This is a genomic window from Pseudooceanicola nanhaiensis (assembly GCF_020171315.1).
Lineage (GTDB): Bacteria > Pseudomonadota > Alphaproteobacteria > Rhodobacterales > Rhodobacteraceae > Pseudooceanicola > Pseudooceanicola nanhaiensis_A.
This window is the reverse complement of record NZ_JAIUZP010000008.1, coordinates 106,821-124,725: the sequence shown is the minus strand read 5'-3', so window position 1 is coordinate 124,725 and position 17,905 is coordinate 106,821. Positions and strand designations below refer to the sequence as shown.

Genomic DNA, 17,905 nt, shown 5'->3' with positions numbered 1-17,905 from the left:
GCTGTCCGGTGCGGGGCCCGCCCGGGGGATCAGTTCTTCTGGCGGTAGGCCTTGTGGCAGGCTCCGCAGGCCCCGCCCACGGTCTTCAGGGCGGCGCCGATTGCCTCGGGGCCTTCGCCCGCGGCGGCTTCCAGCTCGGCCGCGGCCTCGTGCAGGGCCATCTGGTCCTCCTTGACGCCGGCGATGTCGTTCAGCGCGGCGGGGCCGGCCTCGGAGCCTTCGAGCGCGCCCGCTTCGCTGCCTGCGGGGAACATGTAGGTCAGGTCGATCGAGGAGGCGGTGGCAAGGTTCGACGCGGCGGCCATGGCGACCTCGCTGTCGTATTCGGCCTCGCCCTTGGCGATCCCGCTGAGGATGCCGAGGTTGTAGGCGTAGATATGCATCACGCTCTTGCGGGCTTCCATGGCGCCCTTGGCGGCGTCCTGGCCGAAGGCGGTGCCCGCGGTGCCGAGACCGGCAAGCAGGGCGAGGGTGAGGGCGGCTGTCTTCATCTGGCAGTCTCCTGGCTGGATATCCTTTGGGAAAGGTAGCAGGAGTTTGCGCCGGTCAATCTGACGAAATCGTGACGATGGGGTGAACGGCGGGGCCAGAGGAGGCGCGAGGCGGCTGGCGCCCCCCGGGGTGGCGGTGATCCGCGCAGGCGAGAGCCGCAGGCACGGCCCTCAGCGCCAGCGGGTCTTGGCCGGCACCAGCTCCTCGGGGAAGCCGAAGACCTGTTCCAGCAGGACGACCGCGAGGCAGATCGCCACGACGATCAGCACCAGCCGGACCCGCCCCGGAGAGGGCGGGTTGCGGGCCCAACGCGCCATGCGCAGCAGCCATCGGTCCATGGGATCAGTCGTCGGTGAAACGGACCTTGCCGATATAGGGCAGGTTCCGGTTCGATTGCGCATAGTCGATGCCATAGCCCACGACGAATTCGTCCGGGATATCGAAGCCGATCCAGTCGGCCTTGAAATCCACCTCGCGCCTGGCGGGCTTGTCCAGCAGGGCGATGGTGCGCAGCTTGGCGGGATTGCGCGCCTTCAGGATGTGGATCACGTGGGAGAGCGTATAGCCGGTGTCGACGATGTCTTCGACCACCAGCACGTTGCGGCCCTCGATCTCGCCGCGCAGATCCTTGAGGATGCGCACCTCGCGCGAGCTTTCGGTGCTGTTGCCGTAGGAGGAGGCCTCGATGAAATCGACCTCGAGGTCGCGGTCGAGTTCGCGCACCAGATCGGCGATGAAGATGAAGGAGCCACGCAGCAGCCCCACAACGACCAGCCGCTGGTCGGAGGGGAACTCCCGCCTGATTTCTCCGCAAAGCGCCTCGATCCGGGCCGCGATTGCCTTCGCCGAAATCATCCGGTCGATGACATAGGGACGTTGTGTCATGGTTGCCTCTTGAACTTCCGGGCACAGTTTAGGACATGGGGGCCGCAAGAGAAACACGGAACGAGGCGTCATGCCGACCCATTCGGAAACACGGACCCTGCCTTACAGCGCGCAACAGATGTACGATCTGGTGGCCGACGTGGGATCCTATCCGAAATTCCTGCCGTGGTGCGCGGCCGCCCGTATCCGGTCGCGCAGGCCCGAGGGGGAGCTGGAAGTGATGGAGGCGGACCTCGTCATTTCCTTCAAGGTCTTCCGGGAGAAGTTCGGCTCCCGCGTGGTGCTGCACCCGAACCATTCGCGCATCGATACCGAATATCTCGACGGGCCGTTCCGCTACATGAAGTCCCGCTGGGACTTCCGCGATATCGAGGGCGGTTGCGAGGTCAACTTCTTTACCGACTTCGAATTCAAGAATGCCGTGCTGCAGGGAATCATCGGGCTGGTTTTCAATGAGGCCATGCAGCGCATTGTTCGCGCTTTCGAAACGCGCGCCGATACACTCTATGGTTGAATGCGCGCGAATTGTTTTTGGTTAAACGGTTAATCCCGATGCCAATCCGCGCGTTGTTCCCAATTCATCCTCAATGACCCGTTAAGACCTTTGCTGCGCCACATTTCGACCTCTTTTCAAGGCGATGTGGCAGACAGTGAAGCAAAAATAGACAATGGGTAGATATGATTAATCCGATTTCGAGCATCGGGGCCGTTCTGGTTCCGTCGTTCGGCTCGGGCGACACCTCGGCCAGTTCTGGCCAGGGGTCCGAGACGAGCGAAGACAATAAAACCATCGGTAACGGCACTGTCGATACCGCAACCGAAACCGCTGCAGGCGCAGGCTCTGCTGTCGTCGAACTGGTCGAAACGGCCGAGGAGACCGCAAGCACCACGCAGGCGGCCGCTGAGCCGGAAGAGACCGCCGGCACGCGCTATGTCGCAGAGGAGCCCGAAGAGGCTGCCTATGACGTGGACCGGGCCCGTGATCAGGCGATCGCGACCCAGAAGCGCATGCTGGAAGACATGATGGCGGAATCGATGGCCAAGGATCCGGGCAGCTATACGCTGAACCTGAAGACCGACGCCAAGACCGGCAGCAGTTCCTACGCGGCCGCAGCGGCAAGCGGTGCCAGCTCCTCCCAAGCTGGTCAGGGCATGGACATGTCCTTCTGATCCGGGCTGATCCGGCTCCCGGACCGCATAGTTCAATAGCAAAAGGCCCGCCGATCCCTCCGGCGGGCCTTTTGCTGTTCGGTGGGGGCCTGCGGGCGGATCACTCCGCCGACAGCTCCAGCGCCATGTCGAGGAGCAGGGCAAGGGCGTGATCGCGCGCCGCCTTACGCACGTTGGCGCGGCCAAGGGCGCCGAAGTCGCGGGTCTCGGTCCGGGTCTGCAGGTGGCCCGTGGTGGCGATGCCGAAGCAGACGCGCCCCTCGGGCTTGTGCTCGGACCCGCCGGGGCCTGCGATCCCGGTAATCGAGACCGCCAGCGAGGCATCAAGTGCCCTGAGCGCGCCCTCTGCCATCTCGCGGGCCACGGGCTCCGACACGGCGCCCTGCGCCGCCAGCGTCTCGGCGTTCACGCCGAGCAGCGCCTGCTTGGCCTCGTTGGAGTAAGAGATCACCCCGCCCATCATCACGTCGGAGGAGCCGGCGATATCGGTCAGCGCCGCGCCGACCATCCCGCCGGTGCAGCTTTCCGCCGTGGCAAGGGTCAGGCCGGCCGCTCGCGCAGCCTCCAGCACCTTGGTGGCTAGGGCTTCGCTCCCGCTCATCGCATCAGCACTCCATGGGCGAGCGCGGCCAGCACGATCACCACGATCCCGGCCATCACGCCCGCAATCACATCGTCCAGCATCACGCCCAGGGGATCATGGCGCCGGTCGGCCCAGCCGACGGGGCCGGGTTTCCAGATGTCGAAGAGCCGGAAGCCGACGAAGGCCACGATCCAGCCGGGCCAGAGCCGGGTGATATCCGCGCCCATCATCATCGCCCCATAGGACACCGGCCAGAGGGCGATCCACTGGCCGACGAGTTCGTCGATCACGATCTCGGAGGGATCGGCACCGGGAGTGTCGGCGGTTTCCCGGGCGATGGCCCACCAGCCGCCGAAGAGCGACAGCAGGGTCGCGGCCGCCAGCAGCCAGAAGCCACCCAGCTGATGCAGGGCCCAAGCCAGCGGCAGGGCGGCGAGGCTGCCCCATGTGCCGGGCGCCGGGCGCAGGTTGCCCACACCCAGAACGGTGGCGATCAGGCGCGTGCCGCTCATGGCCGCACCAGGGCGGCGGTGGCGATGGCGGCGATGCCTTCCTCGCGACCGGTGAAGCCCAGCCTCTCGCTCGTGGTGGCCTTGACGGAAATCCGTGTCACATCCAGCTCCATGATCTCGGACAGCGCCTGCGCCATGGCATTGGCGTGGGGGCCGACCTTGGGACGCTCGCAGACGAGCGTGCAGTCGATGTTGGAAATAGCGTAGCCCATCTGCGTGGCCAGTTGCACCGCATGCGCCAGAAAGACGCGGCTTGCGGCGCCCTTCCACTGTGGATCGGAGGGCGGGAAGTGGCGGCCGATGTCGCCCTCGGCCAGGGCGCCATAGATCGCATCGGTGATGGCATGCATCCCCACATCCGCATCCGAATGCCCGTCGAGCCCCTTGTCATGCGGCACGGCCACGCCGCAGAGCATCACGTGATCGCCCTCGCAAAAGCGGTGCACGTCGTAGCCATTGCCCAGCCGGATATCCATCCTCAGCCCTCCAGTATGCGTTCTGCCCGGGCGAAATCGCCGGGGTGGGTGATTTTCAGGTTGTCCTCGTCGCCGGGCAGGATCGCCACGCGCATCCCGGCCCAGCGGGCCACCTCGACGTCATCGGCCGCACCGCCCGGGTGGGCCCGGTGCGCGGCCAGCAGCGGGGCGAGGTGGAAGCCCTGCGGGGTCTGCGCCCGGAAGAGCCCGTCGCGCGGCTGCGTGCCCGCCACGGCGCCGTCCTGCCCGATCCAGAGCGCATCTGTCACCGGCACGCCGGGGGCGGCGGCCTCGTGGTCCTCCAGCGCGGCAGCGACAGAGGCGATGAGCGCGGGAGAGATGCAGGGCCGGGCGATGTCATGGATCAGCACGCGGGTGGTGCCGGTGCCTTCCAGCGCCTCCAGACCGGCCCGCACGGAGGCATCGCGCGTCGCGCCGCCGGTCACGCGGATCGGGTCGCCGGGCAGGGGCACCTCAAGGTCGTCCGGATGCAGGACAAGCACCACGGGGGCGATTCCCGCCGCTTCGAAGGCGGCCAGCGTCCAGTCCGCCACGCGGCGTCCGGCCAGCGGGCGCCACTGCTTGGGCTGTCCGCCCCCGGCGCGCAGGCCGCGGCCTGCGGCAACGATGATCGCGGCTGTGCTCACGGGTCTTTCCCGGGCCCTCTTCCTGTGGCAAACCCCGGTCCGCAACGGCGCGACGGGCGCGCGCAGAGCAGGGCGATCGGCCCCTCTTAGGCGCTTGCGCGGCCGGGGGCAATGGCGCCCTCCGTCCCGCAGGATGTGGGCATGGGCAGCAGGTCTGTCCGCTTATCGCCAAGAAATGCCGCAACGCAGCGCACAAAAAATAGGCGGAGCGCCTGTTGAATGGTGCGGAAAGCGGCCCGATTTGTTGTTTGGCTCCCGTCGATGCGTTAGGACCGATCACGTGCACAAGGATTAAGCAGATGCCGCTGGACATCTCCGACATACAGCTGACCCCGCCGGTGATGCTGGCCCCGATGGCCGGGATCACGGATCTTCCCACGCGGGACCTCGTGCTCGGATTCGGCGCGGGGCTCGTGGTGAGCGAGATGGTGGCAAGCACCGAGATGCTCTGCGCACGGCCCGGCACACGGGAAAAGGCGGAGCTCGGCGTGGGCCGGGACCGGACGTCGGTGCAGCTGGCCGGGCGCGATCCCGACTGGATGGCCGAGGCCGCACGCCAGATCGCGGGCGAGGGTGCCCGGATCATCGACATCAACATGGGCTGCCCCGCCAAGAAGGTGGTGGGGGGCCTCTCCGGCTCGGCGCTGCTGCGCGATCTGGACCTCGCGCTGCGGCTGGTCGAGGCGGTCGCCGAGGCGGTCGAGGTGCCGGTGACGCTGAAGACCCGGCTGGGCTGGGACGACAGCGACCTGAACGCGCCCGAGCTTGCGATCCGGGCCGAGGCGGCCGGGGTGGCGATGTTCACCATCCACGGCCGGACCCGGTGCCAGTTCTACAAGGGCCGGGCCGAATGGGCGGCGGTGCGCCGGGTGAAGGAGGCGGTCTCCGTTCCGGTGATCGTGAACGGGGATATCACCTGCGCCGACACCGCCCGCGAGGCGCTGCGCCTGTCTGGCGCGGACGGCGTGATGGTGGGGCGCGGGGCACAGGGCAAGCCCTGGCTGCCGGCCCAGATCGGGCATGAGATTTACGGCGCACCGGCGCCGACGATACCGCAGGGGGAAGCGTATCACGACATGGTTTCAGGGCATTACGAGGCGATCCTGAGCTTTTACGGCAAGGCCCTCGGGCTGCGCGTCGCGCGCAAGCATCTGGGGTGGTACATGGATGAGGCGGACACCGCTTCGGAGCTGCGCGGACGTATCTTGCGCAGCTTCGATAGCGCCGAGGTGATCCGCCTGCTGCGGCCCGCGCTGGAGGCGGGGCCGCTGGCAATGGAAAGGCGCAAGGCTGCATGATCACTGACGACGATTCCGCCCTCTGGGCGTCCCTGCCGGTTCCGGCGCTCCTGCTTGATCCGGAGGACCGGATCGAGGCGATCAACCCGGCGGCAGAGGGCTTCCTCAATGCCTCCTCCAAGTCGATCAAGGGCCACTTGGTCTGGGAACGGGTGATGATCAACGGGGCGCTGGAAAAGGCGTTCCTGAAGGCCAAGCAGAATGCCTCGCCGCTCTTCGTGAACGACATCGACGTGGGCACCGGCGACCGCTCGCCGCTGCACTGCAACCTCCAGATCGCGCCCTATGCGGATATGCCGGGCTACATGCTGTTCCTGATCTCGCCGCGCGAACTGGCCGGGCATCTGACGCAGGACCACACGGTGAAATCCGCCGCCAAATCCGCGATCGGCATGGCCGAGATGCTGGCGCATGAGATCAAGAACCCGCTGGCCGGGATTACCGGCGCGGCACAGCTGCTCTCCATGGGGCTTTCGGCCGAAGACCGCGAGCTGACCGACCTGATCGTGGGCGAAAGCCGCCGCATCGTGAAGCTGCTGGAGCAGGTCGAGCAGTTCGGCAACCTGACGATGCCCGACATGCGCCCGGTCAACCTGCACGATGTGTTGGACCGCGCGCGGCGCTCGGCCCTGCTGGGCTTTGGCGCCAACATGAAGATCATCGAGGAATACGACCCCTCGCTGCCGCTGGCGCTCGGTGATCCGGACCAGCTGCTGCAGGTCATCCTGAACCTTCTGAAGAACGCCGCGCAGGCCGCGGGCCCGCAGGGCGGCACGATCCGCCTGCGCAGCTTCTTCGAGCATTCCTTCCGTCTCCGCCGGGCAGACGGCGGCGGCAAATCCCTGCCGCTTCAGATCGAGGTCATCGACGATGGCCCGGGCCTGCCGCAGGATATTGCAGACGATATTTTTGATCCCTTCGTCTCGGGCCGTGAAAACGGCACCGGGCTGGGGCTGGCGTTGGTGAGTAAGATCATTTCGGACCATGACGGGTGGATTTCCGTCAACTCGGTGCCGGGCAAGACGGTGTTCCGTATCTCTCTGCCCATGGTGCCCCGTAAGAAGAACAAGGAGAAGACCTGATGGACGGCACTGTACTTGTCGCCGATGACGACCGCACCATCCGCACCGTGCTGACCCAGGCCCTGACCCGGGCAGGGTGCAAGGTGCACGCCACCTCGTCGCTGACCACGCTGATGCGCTGGATCGGCGAAGGGAAGGGCGACGTGGTGATTTCCGACGTCATGATGCCCGACGGGAACGGGCTGGAAATGCTGCCCAAGATCTCGCAGGACCGCCCCGGGCTGCCGGTGATCGTGATCTCGGCCCAGAACACGATCATGACCGCGATCCAGGCCGCCGAGGCCGAAGCTTATGACTACCTGCCCAAGCCCTTCGACCTGCCGGACCTGATGAAGCGGACCGCGCGGGCGCTGGAAGCGCGCCGCCGCGCGCCCTCCAGCACCAAGGTGGAAGAGGTCGAACGCCCCGACGAGCTACCGCTGATCGGCCGCACCGCGGCGATGCAGGCACTCTACCGCCTCGTGGCGCGGGTGATGAACACCGACCTCGCCGTGCTGATCGCGGGAGAAAGCGGCACCGGCAAGTCGCTGATCGCCAAGGCGATCCATGACTTCTCGGATCGGCGGAACCTGCCCTTCGTGGTGGCCACCGCGGCCGATCTGCAGGACCTTGAAGGCCCGGCAAGGGTGCTGGCGCGCGCCAAGGGTGGCACCGTGCTCTTCGACGAGATCAGCGATATCGACATCGAGGTGCAGGCCCGCATCGTGCGCATGATGGACGGCCCCACCGACAACCTGCCGCGCTTCATGGCGACCTGCCAGACCGACCCGAACCAGGCGATGGAGCGGGGCGAGGTGCGTCAGGACCTCTATTACCGCCTCTCCGGCGCGACGATCCAGGTGCCGGCCCTGCGCGAGCGCGTCGACGACATCCCCCTGCTGGTGGACCATTTCCTGCAGCGGGCCGAGCGCGAGGGCGCGCCGAAACGCTGGCTGGCCGAGGATGCGCTCGAGATGATGCGAACCTACTCCTGGCCCGGCAACGTGCGGCAGCTGGAGAATGCGATCCGCCGCCTCGTGCTGACCGCGCGCACCGACGAGATCGCCCGCGCCGAGGTGGAGATGGTGCTGGGCAACCAGCCCGAGATGGAGCCCGCCATGGGCGGCGGCGATGCCGAGAAGCTCTCGGCCTCGGTGGCCCGTCACCTGCGGCGCTACTTCGACCTGCACGGCAACATGCTGCCGCCGCCGGGTCTCTATGGCCGTATCCTGAAAGAGGTGGAGATGCCCCTGATCGAGATCGCTCTCGATGCGACGGGCGGAAATCAGGCGAAATGTGCCGATCTTCTGGGAATCAACCGCAATACTTTGCGCAAGAAGATCACCGATCTGGATATTCGCGTGACACGCCGCCGGAAGTTGATGTAAAACCGCAACAGAACCGTGGCCGTCGGGGATCATCCCCGCAATGAGCCACAGGATATGGCGGTCGTCGCGTAAAGCGACACATCAAGGCGGGGGAAGCCTGTGGCAACCCGAGCACAGCGCTCTACGTGGAACCGGCTCAGCCGGCTCCGCAGACAGCGGCGCATACAGAACGCGGCAACGCTGGGGCTGGTCGTACTCGGCCCCACGCTGACGCTTCTGACATTCCTCGTGCTGGGGCCCTTCGATCAGGGGGCCTCGTCACTGGGCCTGCGGCTCGTGCTGCTGGCGGATTTCGTCTACGTCCTCGTCGTGGCGGCCCTTGTGCTGCAACGGGTGGCGCAGATGGTGTCGGCCCGGCGCGCGCGCTCGGCGGGCTCTCGGCTGCACCTGCGGCTGACCGGCGTCTTTGCGCTGATGGCGCTGCTGCCCACGGTCTCCGTCGCGGTCTTTGCCGTGCTCACGGTGAACGTCGGCCTTGAGGGCTGGTTCTCGGAACGGGTGCGCAGCGTGGTGTCCACCTCGCTCGATGCGGCGCAGGCCTATGAGGACGAACACCGGCAGGACCTGATGCAGGACGGTCGCGCCCTTGCCCGGCTGCTAGATGCCGCGCGCTCCACCTCTGTCTATGTCTCCGACGCGGTACTGCGCGAATATCTCACGCAGGGGCAGAACCAGATCCAGCGCGGGCTGCGCGAGGCCTATATCATCGACGGCACCGGCGAGATCCGGGCCCGAGGCGAACGCTCCTATCTCTTCGACTTCGAGAAACCCACGGCGGCGCAGATCGCCGAGGCGCGCGCCAAGGGCATCGTCGTGATCGAGGACTGGGACAACAACGAGTTCCGCGCCCTGCTGCCGCTGGCGGATTACGCCGACCGGCTGGTCTATGTCTCGCGGCAGGTGGACGGGCAGATCCTGTCTCTGCTGGATGACACGCAGGAAACCGTGCGGCTCTACCAGCAGCTGGAGAGCGAGCGCGGCCGGGTGCTCTTCGAGTTCGGGCTGCTCTACCTCGGATTTGCCGCGATCCTCATCCTTGCCGCGATCTGGCTGGGCCTGTGGTTCGCCGAACGGCTGTCGCGCCCGGTGGGGCGGCTGACGGCGGCGGCGCAGCAGGTCGGCTCCGGGGACCTCGACGTGCAGGTGATCGAGGAAGAGGGCGACGACGAGATCGCCATGCTCAGCCGTTACTTCAACCAGATGACCAAGCAGCTAAAGGGGCAGCGGGAAACCCTGCTCCAGAACACGCGCCAGATCGAGGGGCGGCGGCGGCTCTTCGATTCCGTGCTCTCCTCCGTCACCTCCGGGGTGGTCGGGCTCGACGCCGAGGGGCGGGTGATGTTCGTCAACCGCTCGGGCGAGCGTCTGCTGGACTGGACCGAGGCCAAGGAGGACCTGCCGCTCTCCGTGGCCGTGCCGGAGTTCGGCGCGCTCTTCGACAAGCTCCGCGAGGGGCCGCAGCAGATCGCGCAGGAAGAGATCAAGGTGACCCGTCAGGGCCGGGCCGAGAACCTGCTGGTACGGATGTCCACCCGGCGCAATGCCGACGATCGGCGCGAAGGCTACGTGGTGGCCTTCGACGACGTGACCGATCTGGTGGCCGCACAGCGCAGCGCCGCCTGGGGTGACGTGGCCCGGCGGATCGCCCATGAGATCAAGAACCCGCTGACCCCGATCCAGCTGTCGGCCGAGCGGATCAAGCGCAAGTTCCGCCGCCATCTGGACGACCAGCTGGGCAGTGACCTCGAAAGCCTGACAGAGGTGATCGTGCGTCAGACCAACGACCTGCGCCGCATCGTCGACGAGTTTTCCAAGTTCGCGCGGATGCCCGAGCCCGACCGCAAGCAGGTCGAGCTGGGCGAGATCCTGCGCGGCACGGTCCTTCTGCAACAGTCGGGCCAGCCCGGCGTGACCATCCGCGCCGACCTGCCGGAGGCGCCGATGGCCGCCGAGGTGGACGCGACGATGATCGGTCAGGCCCTGACCAACCTGATGAAAAACGCAGGCGAGGCCACCGAAACGCTGCAGGAGAAAGGCGCGCCCGAGGGCTATGCGCCCGAGATCCGCGTGGCCGCCGAGGTGGCCGAGGATGAGCTTGGCCAGCCGGTCGCGCTGATTTCCATCGCCGACAACGGCATCGGGCTGCCGGAGGACCGCTCGCGGCTCTTCGAGCCCTACGTGACGACACGCGACAAGGGCACCGGCCTCGGCCTGCCCATCGTGAAGAAGATCATCGAGGAGCACGGCGGCAGCCTTGCCCTCGAAGATGCGCCCCTTTTTGACGGGTGCAGCCATAACGGCGCCATGGCCGTGATCCGCCTGCCATTGCAGGCCGGGCCGGCCAAACGGAGCGCCCACGCTTTGATTGAGGAAGACAGCTGATGACCGATATTCTGATCGTGGACGACGAGCGGGACATCCGGGAATTGATCTCGGACATTCTGGAAGACGAAGGCTTCACCACCCGGCTCGCGGGGAACTCGGACGAGTGCATGGCCGAGCTGAACGCAGAGCCGCCGGGGCTGATGATCCTCGACATCTGGCTGAAGGACAGCCGGATGGACGGGATCGACATCCTGAAGCACGTGAAGCGCGACAACCCGGATGTGCCGGTGGTCATCATTTCCGGCCATGGCAACATCGAGATCGCCGTGGCTGCCATCAAGCAGGGCGCCTACGACTTCATCGAGAAGCCGTTCAACATCGACCAGCTGATGGTGGTGATCCGCCGCGCGATGGAGACCTCGCGCCTGCGCCGCGAGAACAACCAGCTGCGCCGCAAGGACAACCAATCCTCCGAGATGGTGGGCAAGTCGGCGGCCTTCCGCACGCTGATCGGCCAGCTCGACAAGGTGACCAAGTCGAACGGCCGCATCATGCTGACCGGGCCCGCAGGCGCGGGCAAGGAAGTGGCGGCGCGCTATATTCACAGCCGGTCGGGCCGGGCGGAGGGGCCCTTCGTCACCGTGCCCTGCGCCACGATCGAGCCGGAGCGGATGGAAGAGGTGCTCTTCGGCCGCGAAACCTCCGAGCGCGGGATCGAACCGGGCCTGCTGGAAGAGGCGCACGGCGGGGTGATCTACCTCGACGAGGTGGCCGACATGCCGCTGGGAACCCAATCCAAGATGCTGCGGGTGCTGGTGGACCAGCAGTTCCTGCGCGTGGGCGGCTCTGACAAGGTGCGGGTGGACCTGCGGGTCATCTCCTCCACCAACCGGGTGCTGGAGCAGGAGATCGAGGCCGGGCGGTTCCGGCAGGAGCTCTATCATCGGCTGAACGTGGTGCCGATCGCGGTGCCCGCGCTGGAGGAACGGCGCGAGGACATCCCGCTGCTGGCAGAGCATTTCATCGGCCATCTGCACCGGTCGCAGGGCCTGCCGCAGCGCGCGCTGTCCGACGAGGCGGCGGCGCTGATGCAGACGATGACCTGGCCGGGCAACGTGCGCCAGCTGCGCAACGTGGTGGAGCGGATCCTGATCCTGGGCGACGGCGCGGACGAGATCGAGGCCCGCGAGGTGCCGGGCGAGGAAGAGAAGGCGGGCGGCGAGGGCCGCGTGGTGCTGGCCGGGTCGCTGGCGACGCTGCCTCTGCGCGAGGCGCGCGAGGCCTTCGAGCGGGAGTACCTGCTGACGCAGATCAACCGGTTTGGCGGCAACATCAGCCGCACGGCGCAGTTCGTGGGCATGGAACGCTCGGCGCTGCACCGCAAGTTGAAGTCGTTGAACGTGGTGACCACCAACAAGGCCGGCGGCCGGGTGGCGCATCTGGAAGAGGAAGACGCGGAGTAAGCGGGCGGTAGGCTCGGTCGAAGGACTGGCCGGAATTTTCGAAAATTCCGGTCCGTTTTCTTCGAAGAAAACGGGCAGGGTGGCGGGGCTGTGATGGCCCCAAACGGTGTGTGGTGCTGCAAGGGCAGTGGTGACCATACGCTGCCGGTTGGTTTTCCGCCTCGGGCCGGCTAATGTGGGCGCAAACGGCGTGCGCTGACGGGGTGCCAAGCGAAATAACGTCGCTGACCATACGGTCGCGACGGTTTTGCGCGTGCCTGCGCGGCAAAGTCATGATGGCAAAGGGAGGAAAGTGCAGGTTTCTGTTGCCAGGTACCTGCGAACCCCGCCTTAAGCTGCTAGGCCCAAGGGCTTAAAGATCGGTTTTTCGGACTGCTTACGCAGCCAGAGCAACCGGAGCACGATTGTTGTTGGCAATTGTACTTTTTTCGCCGGTAACGGTGGCAGACAGCCGAGACAAAGCAAAACCCCTTTAGACGTCCGTCGATCCTATTTCGGCCCCATGATCCCCCAACAAGGGATGTTTGGTGGAGCCGCCGGGTACCGCCCCCGGGTCCGAGCCGCTTATTACGAGCGCGTTTATGTCCATAGTCGCCGAAGCGACAGGGCAGATATAGGCCGGGACGCGGGGGATTTAAAGGGGGAAGTTGTCGGACGGCGTGCCCTTTGCCGGGGACAAACCCCTGACGTCACGCGCGGCCGCACCGGCGCGCTATCAAGAATTTTCGAAAATTCTTGGCAAATTTCTTCGAAGAAATTTGGGTGCCCGTTGAGGGCTGGCCACGCCGGGCGAGAGGGGGCGCGGGTTGATCCGGAAGACGGACGCCGGAAAAAAGGGGCCGCGAGGGCCCCTTTGTCTGTTACTCGGCCAGCTTGACGAGCGCGTGGCGCTTCTTGCCGGCAGAGAGCTTGATCGGCGAGGCGAGGGCGCCCGCGTCGAGCATCAGCCCTGCGTCCGTGAGCGGCGCGTCGTCGAGACGGGCGCCGTTGTCGGTGATCAGGCGCTTGGCCTCCTTGCCGGACTTGGCAAGCCCGGTGCGCACGATCAGCTGCACGATGGAAATCCCCTCGGCCAGTTCCGCCGGGGTCAGCTCCAGCGTCGGCAGGTCGTCGCCCATGCCGCCCTTCTCGAAGACCTCGCGCGCGGTGGCCTCGGCGGCAGCCGCAGCCTCGGGCCCGTGCAGCAGGGCGGTCACCTCGTTGGCGAGGATCTTCTTGGCCTCGTTGATCTCGGACCCGCCAAGCGCGCCGAGCCGTTCGCATTCCGCCACCGGCATCTCGGTGTAGAGCTTCAGGAAGCGGCCCACGTCGGCATCGGTGGTGTTGCGCCAGAACTGCCAGAACGCATAGGGCGCCAGCATGTCGCCGTTGAGCCAGATCGCGCCATCGGCGCTCTTGCCCATCTTCTTGCCGTCCGAGGTGGTCAGCAGCGGCGTGGTCAGCCCGAAGATCTGCCGGTCGATGACCCGGCGGGTCAGGTCGATGCCGTTCACGATGTTGCCCCACTGGTCCGAGCCGCCGAACTGCACCAGGCAGCCATAGCGCCGGTTCAGTTCGAGGAAGTCGTAGGCCTGCAGGATCATGTAGTTGAACTCGAGGAACGAGAGCGACTGCTCGCGGTCGAGGCGCGATTTCACCGATTCAAACGAGAGCATCCGGTTGACCGAGAAGTGCCGCCCGATGTCGCGCAGGAACTCGAGGTAGTTCAGATCGTCCAGCCACTCGGCGTTGTTCAGCATCAAGGCCCGGTTCGGCGCGGCGCTGTCGTAGTCGATGTAGGCGGCAAAGACCTGCTTGATGCCGGCGATGTTCTCGTCGATCTGCGCCGGGGTCAGCAGGGGGCGTTCATCGGCCCGGAAGGAGGGATCGCCCACCTTCGTGGTGCCGCCGCCCATCAGGGTGATCGGCTGGTGGCCGGTCTTCTGCAGCCACCGCAGGGTCATGATCTGGATCAGCGAGCCGACGTGCAGCGATTTCGCCGTCGCGTCGAAGCCGATATAGCCCGGGACGACGCCGTTGATGAGGGCGTCATCAAGACCCTGATAATCGGTGCAGTCGGCGAGGAAGCCGCGCTCGATCATGACGTTCAGGAAGTCCGACTTGGGATGGTATGTCATGGCTCTTGTCCCGGGTTTGGTTGCGCGGCACTGTATAGGCGGCAGGCAGGCAAAGGAAAAGACCATGTTGAAGCCGAAGACCGGGACGCTGCGCATGCGCGCGCTCGGGGCGATGTCGGGCACCTCGCTGGACGGGGTGGACGCGGCAGTGGTGGAGACCGATGGCGAGCAGATTTTCGCATTCGGGCCAAGCGATTACCTCGAGTATACCCCGGAACAGCGGGCGGTGCTGAGCGCGGCCCTCGGGCTGTGGTGGGAGGACGACGTGGCCGAGGCGACGCAGGTCGTCATGGCGGCGCACGAGGCGCTTCTGAGCCGGTTTCGCGACGTGGACATCGTGGGCTTCCACGGTCAGACCCTGATGCATGAGCCACGCGGGCGCGGCACCCATCAGGCGGGCGACGGGGCGGAGCTGGCCGAGCGGCTTCAACTGCCCGTGGTCTGGGACTTCCGCTCGACCGACGTGCAGCTTGGGGGCGAGGGCGCGCCGCTGGCGCCCTTCTTCCATTTCGCCTGTGCCAAGTACATCGGCGCCAAGGCCCCGGTGGCCTTCCTGAACATGGGCGGCGTCGGGAACATCACCTATGTCGATCCCAGCTTTGCCAAGCCCGAGGCAGAGGGCGCGCTGCTGGCCTTCGACACCGGCCCCGCGAATGCGCCGCTCAATGATTTCATGCAGGCCCGGCGGGGCGAGCCCTTTGACCGGGACGGCAGGCTGGCGGCGCAGGGCACCGTGGTGGAGGGCGCGCTGGAGCTTTTCCTCGACGATCCCTACTTCAGCCGCATCCCGCCCAAGTCGCTGGACCGCAACGCTTTTGGCGACATGGTGGGGCTGGTGAAGGAGCTGGGCGATGCCGATGCCGCCGCCACGCTGACGGCCATGTCTGCGGCGGCCGTGATGCGCGCGATGGAGCATTGCCCGACCCCGCCTGAGAAGGTGCTGGTCACCGGCGGCGGGCGGCGCAACCCAGTGCTGATGGAGATGCTGTCTGTCTCGCTCGACTGCCCGGTGATGGCGGTGGAGGAGGTCGGCCTCGACGGGGACATGCTGGAAGCGCAGGCCTTTGCCTATCTCGCCGTGCGGGTCGCGCGCGGCCTGCCGACGTCCTGTCCCTCGACCACCGGCGTGAAAATGTCGGTGGGCGGCGGTCAGGTGAGCAAGCCCTTGAAAACGCAGGCCTGAGCAACAGCTTCGCGGGGGCGGGTAAGGCGTTGTACCATCGGTTCAATCTGCTAGGCTCGCCCCGGAAGGCCGCAGCAGGCGGATGGCAGAAGATTGGCAATTGCTCAGAAGCTTGGTATTTGCTCAATCCGGGTGCCCTGACCGGGCATAAAGGAGGAGTTTCATGGTCTCGAGAGTCATTCCGGTCGACACGTTCGACCTCGTGATCTTTGGCGGCACGGGCGATCTGGCACGGCGCAAGATCCTGCCGGCGCTGTTCCGGCGCTTCGTGGCCGGCCAGATGGGGCCGGGCAGCCGGGTCATCGGCGCGGCGCGGGCGGATCTGGATGCGGAGGGCTATCGCCAGTTCACCCGCGAGGCGATCGAAGAGTTCGGCAATGGAAAGGCGTACGATCCCAAGGAGTTGGATGCCTTTCTTGAGGCATTGGATTTCGTGACGATCGACGCGCTTGGCGAGGATGGCTGGGCCGATCTGGCCAAGCTGCTGGATGTGGGCAAGATCACCGCCTTCTACTTCTCCGTGGCACCTAGGCTCTTCGGCGAACTGGCGGAACGGCTGCACCGCTTCGGCATGGCCACGCCCGACAGCCGCATCGTGATCGAGAAACCCTTTGGTCGCGATCTCGCCTCGGCCCGGGCGCTGAACGAGAGCCTCGCGCAGCATTTCGACGAAAGCCAGCTCTACCGGATCGACCATTACCTCGGGAAAGAGACGGTCCAGAACCTCATGGCGGTCCGCTTCGGCAACATGCTGTTCGAGCCGCTATGGAACGCGCAATACGTCGATCACATCCAGATCACCGTGGCCGAGACGGTGGGCGTCGGTGGGCGGGGCGATTACTACGACCGCTCCGGCGCGATGCGGGACATGATGCAGAACCACCTGATGCAGCTGCTCTGCCTGATCGCGATGGAGCCGCCGGCGAAATTCGACCCCGACGCCGTGCGCGACGAGAAGCTGAAGGTGATCCGCGCCCTCGATCCGGTGGAGCCGGGCGACATCGTGCGCGGCCAGTATTCCGAAACCGAGGAACTGCCGGGCTACCGCGCCCATGTCGGCCATCCCGACAGCCGGACCGAGAGCTTCGTGGCGATGAAGCTGAAAATCTCGAACTGGCGGTGGGCCGGCACGCCCTTCTATCTGCGCACGGGCAAGCGCCTGCGGGCGCGCACCTCGGAGATCGCCGTTGTCTTCAAGGAAACGCCGCATTCGATCTTCGGCCCCGAGGCCGGGCGGCACCGCAACATCCTGACGATCCGCCTGCAGCCGAACGAGGGCATGGACCTCGGCGTGACGATCAAGGAGCCGGGCCCGGGGGGCATGCGCCTTGTGGATGTGCCGCTCGACATGACCTTTGCCGATGCGCTCGGCCCCGATGCCGAGGATATTCCCGACGCCTACGAACGCCTGATCATGGATGTGATCCGGGGCAACCAGACACTGTTCATGCGCGGCGACGAGGTGGAGGCCGCCTGGGCCTGGACCGATCCGATCATCGAGGACTGGGAGGCGCGCCGGGACGAGCCGCAGCCCTATGACACCGGCTCCTCCGGCCCGGACGACAGCCTTGCGCTGATGTTCCGCGACGGGCGCCGCTGGCGGGAGATCCGGGCATGAAGCTGCACGAATACCCCGACCGCGATCTGCTGGCGCTGACGTTGGCGGATGCGATCGCCAGCGAGCTGACGGCGGCGCTGCGCCACGAGGAGCGGGTCACGCTGGCGGTGCCGGGCGGCACCTCGCCGGGGCCGGTCTTCGATGCGCTTTGTGACGTGGCGCTGGACTGGAGCCGCGTCGACGTGGTGCTGAGCGACGAACGCTGGGTGCCGGTGGAGAGCCCGCGCTCGAACACCAAGCTGGTGCGCGAGCGGCTGCTGGTGAACCGCGCCGCCGCCGCGACGCTGCTGCCGCTCTATCAGCCGGTGGACACGCCCGAAGAGGCGCTGGAGGCCCTTGCCGCCAGCCTCAAGCCGCATCTGCCGCTGACGGTTCTGCTGCTGGGGATGGGGGCGGATATGCACACGGCCTCGCTCTTCCCCGGGGCGGATCGGCTGGAGGAGGGGCTGTCGACCAAGGCACCGCTGCTGCTGCCCATGCGGGCCGAGGGCGCGGGCGAGCCGCGCATCACCATGACCGCGCCCGTGTTGCAGGGGGCGATGTCGACCCATCTGCTGATCATGGGGGCCGAGAAGAAGGCCGCGATGGAGGCCGCGCGCAAGCTGCCGACCTTCAAGGCGCCGGTGGCTGCGATCCTCGACGGGGCGCAGGTCCATTACGCAGATTGATCAAAGTATATTCTACGGG

Annotated in this window: 18 protein-coding genes and 1 other RNA gene; 10 read left to right on the top strand and 9 right to left on the bottom strand. The window is 66.5% G+C overall.

The window, feature by feature from the left end; translation table 11 throughout:
• Positions 1 to 29: 29 nt before the first annotated feature.
• From LCM32_RS14730 to hpt, 3 genes are all read right to left on the bottom strand, one after another.
• Positions 30 to 491, bottom strand: coding sequence for a cytochrome c (locus tag LCM32_RS14730; RefSeq protein WP_224821841.1), 462 nt, complete (start codon positions 489 to 491; stop codon positions 30 to 32).
• 171 nt (positions 492 to 662) lie between these two features.
• Positions 663 to 830, bottom strand: coding sequence for a hypothetical protein (locus tag LCM32_RS14725; RefSeq protein ID WP_224821840.1), 168 nt, complete (start codon positions 828 to 830; stop codon positions 663 to 665).
• A 4-nt stretch (positions 831 to 834) separates the two neighbouring features.
• The gene (gene hpt, locus LCM32_RS14720; RefSeq protein ID WP_224821839.1) at positions 835 to 1,377 is read right to left on the bottom strand and encodes a hypoxanthine phosphoribosyltransferase; all 543 of its coding nucleotides are present in this window, start codon (positions 1,375 to 1,377) and stop codon (positions 835 to 837) included.
• Positions 1,378 to 1,447: 70 nt separating this feature from the next.
• On the opposite strand from hpt, the gene LCM32_RS14715 reads away from it, so the two are divergent.
• Together LCM32_RS14715 and LCM32_RS14710 are read left to right on the top strand one after the other, a co-directional pair.
• Positions 1,448 to 1,891, top strand: a complete 444-nt coding sequence (locus LCM32_RS14715) for a type II toxin-antitoxin system RatA family toxin (protein WP_224821838.1) — start codon at positions 1,448 to 1,450, stop codon at positions 1,889 to 1,891.
• A gap of 164 nt (positions 1,892 to 2,055) precedes the next feature.
• Positions 2,056 to 2,547: a hypothetical protein gene (locus tag LCM32_RS14710; protein WP_224821837.1), complete on the top strand. Its 492-nt coding sequence runs from the start codon at positions 2,056 to 2,058 to the stop codon at positions 2,545 to 2,547.
• Between the two features lie 100 nt (positions 2,548 to 2,647).
• On the opposite strand, the gene LCM32_RS14705 is transcribed toward LCM32_RS14710, so the two are convergent.
• Genes LCM32_RS14705 through ispD form a run of 4 tightly spaced genes read right to left on the bottom strand, consistent with a single transcriptional unit; the run spans position 2,648 to position 4,765 of the window.
• Positions 2,648 to 3,148: a CinA family protein gene (locus LCM32_RS14705; RefSeq protein WP_224821836.1), complete on the bottom strand. Its 501-nt coding sequence runs from the start codon at positions 3,146 to 3,148 to the stop codon at positions 2,648 to 2,650.
• Entirely contained in the window at positions 3,145 to 3,642 is a 498-nt protein-coding gene (locus LCM32_RS14700; protein WP_224821835.1) for a phosphatidylglycerophosphatase A, read from the bottom strand. Before LCM32_RS14700 ends, LCM32_RS14705 begins: the two co-directional genes overlap by 4 nt.
• Positions 3,639 to 4,118: a 2-C-methyl-D-erythritol 2,4-cyclodiphosphate synthase gene (gene ispF, locus LCM32_RS14695; protein ID WP_224821834.1), complete on the bottom strand. Its 480-nt coding sequence runs from the start codon at positions 4,116 to 4,118 to the stop codon at positions 3,639 to 3,641. The genes LCM32_RS14700 and ispF overlap by 4 nt, the downstream gene beginning before the upstream one ends.
• A 2-nt stretch (positions 4,119 to 4,120) precedes the next feature.
• Positions 4,121 to 4,765, bottom strand: a complete 645-nt coding sequence (gene ispD / locus LCM32_RS14690) for a 2-C-methyl-D-erythritol 4-phosphate cytidylyltransferase (RefSeq protein WP_224821833.1) — start codon at positions 4,763 to 4,765, stop codon at positions 4,121 to 4,123.
• 299 nt (positions 4,766 to 5,064) lie between these two features.
• Between ispD and dusB the strand changes: the two genes are divergently transcribed.
• The 5 genes from dusB to LCM32_RS14665 all read left to right on the top strand — a co-directional run bounded on the left by dusB (position 5,065) and on the right by LCM32_RS14665 (position 12,300).
• On the top strand, positions 5,065 to 6,063 hold the full coding sequence (gene dusB / locus LCM32_RS14685) for a tRNA dihydrouridine synthase DusB (protein ID WP_224821832.1): 999 nt from the start codon (positions 5,065 to 5,067) through the stop codon (positions 6,061 to 6,063).
• On the top strand, positions 6,060 to 7,145 hold the full coding sequence (locus LCM32_RS14680; protein ID WP_224821831.1) for a two-component system sensor histidine kinase NtrB: 1,086 nt from the start codon (positions 6,060 to 6,062) through the stop codon (positions 7,143 to 7,145). Before dusB ends, LCM32_RS14680 begins: the two co-directional genes overlap by 4 nt.
• A complete protein-coding gene (locus LCM32_RS14675) occupies positions 7,145 to 8,512 on the top strand; it encodes a response regulator (protein WP_224821830.1) in 1,368 nt (455 codons plus the stop codon). The genes LCM32_RS14680 and LCM32_RS14675 overlap by 1 nt, the downstream gene beginning before the upstream one ends.
• 99 nt (positions 8,513 to 8,611) lie before the next feature.
• Positions 8,612 to 10,894 (top strand): sensor histidine kinase NtrY-like, encoded by a 2,283-nt coding sequence (locus LCM32_RS14670; protein WP_224821829.1) that lies wholly within the window; start codon positions 8,612 to 8,614, stop codon positions 10,892 to 10,894.
• Positions 10,894 to 12,300 (top strand): sigma-54 dependent transcriptional regulator, encoded by a 1,407-nt coding sequence (locus tag LCM32_RS14665; protein WP_318246197.1) that lies wholly within the window; start codon positions 10,894 to 10,896, stop codon positions 12,298 to 12,300. The genes LCM32_RS14670 and LCM32_RS14665 overlap by 1 nt, the downstream gene beginning before the upstream one ends.
• 291 nt (positions 12,301 to 12,591) lie before the next feature.
• Here the strand turns inward: LCM32_RS14665 and ssrA are convergent.
• Positions 12,592 to 12,943, bottom strand: a transfer-messenger RNA (tmRNA) gene (gene ssrA, locus LCM32_RS14660).
• A gap of 217 nt (positions 12,944 to 13,160) precedes the next feature.
• Positions 13,161 to 14,417 carry a tyrosine--tRNA ligase gene (gene tyrS / locus LCM32_RS14655; protein ID WP_224821828.1) on the bottom strand — a complete coding sequence of 419 codons (1,257 nt, stop codon included), beginning with the start codon at positions 14,415 to 14,417 and terminating at the stop codon, positions 13,161 to 13,163.
• 64 nt (positions 14,418 to 14,481) lie between these two features.
• Between tyrS and LCM32_RS14650 the strand changes: the two genes are divergently transcribed.
• The 3 genes from LCM32_RS14650 to pgl all read left to right on the top strand — a co-directional run bounded on the left by LCM32_RS14650 (position 14,482) and on the right by pgl (position 17,886).
• Complete coding sequence (locus tag LCM32_RS14650; protein ID WP_224821827.1) at positions 14,482 to 15,600, top strand: anhydro-N-acetylmuramic acid kinase; 1,119 nt, start codon at positions 14,482 to 14,484, stop codon at positions 15,598 to 15,600.
• Between the two features lie 163 nt (positions 15,601 to 15,763).
• Entirely contained in the window at positions 15,764 to 17,218 is a 1,455-nt protein-coding gene (gene zwf / locus LCM32_RS14645) for a glucose-6-phosphate dehydrogenase (RefSeq protein WP_224821826.1), read from the top strand.
• On the top strand, positions 17,215 to 17,886 hold the full coding sequence (pgl, locus tag LCM32_RS14640) for a 6-phosphogluconolactonase (protein ID WP_224821825.1): 672 nt from the start codon (positions 17,215 to 17,217) through the stop codon (positions 17,884 to 17,886). The genes zwf and pgl overlap by 4 nt, the downstream gene beginning before the upstream one ends.
• Positions 17,887 to 17,905 lie beyond the last annotated feature (19 nt).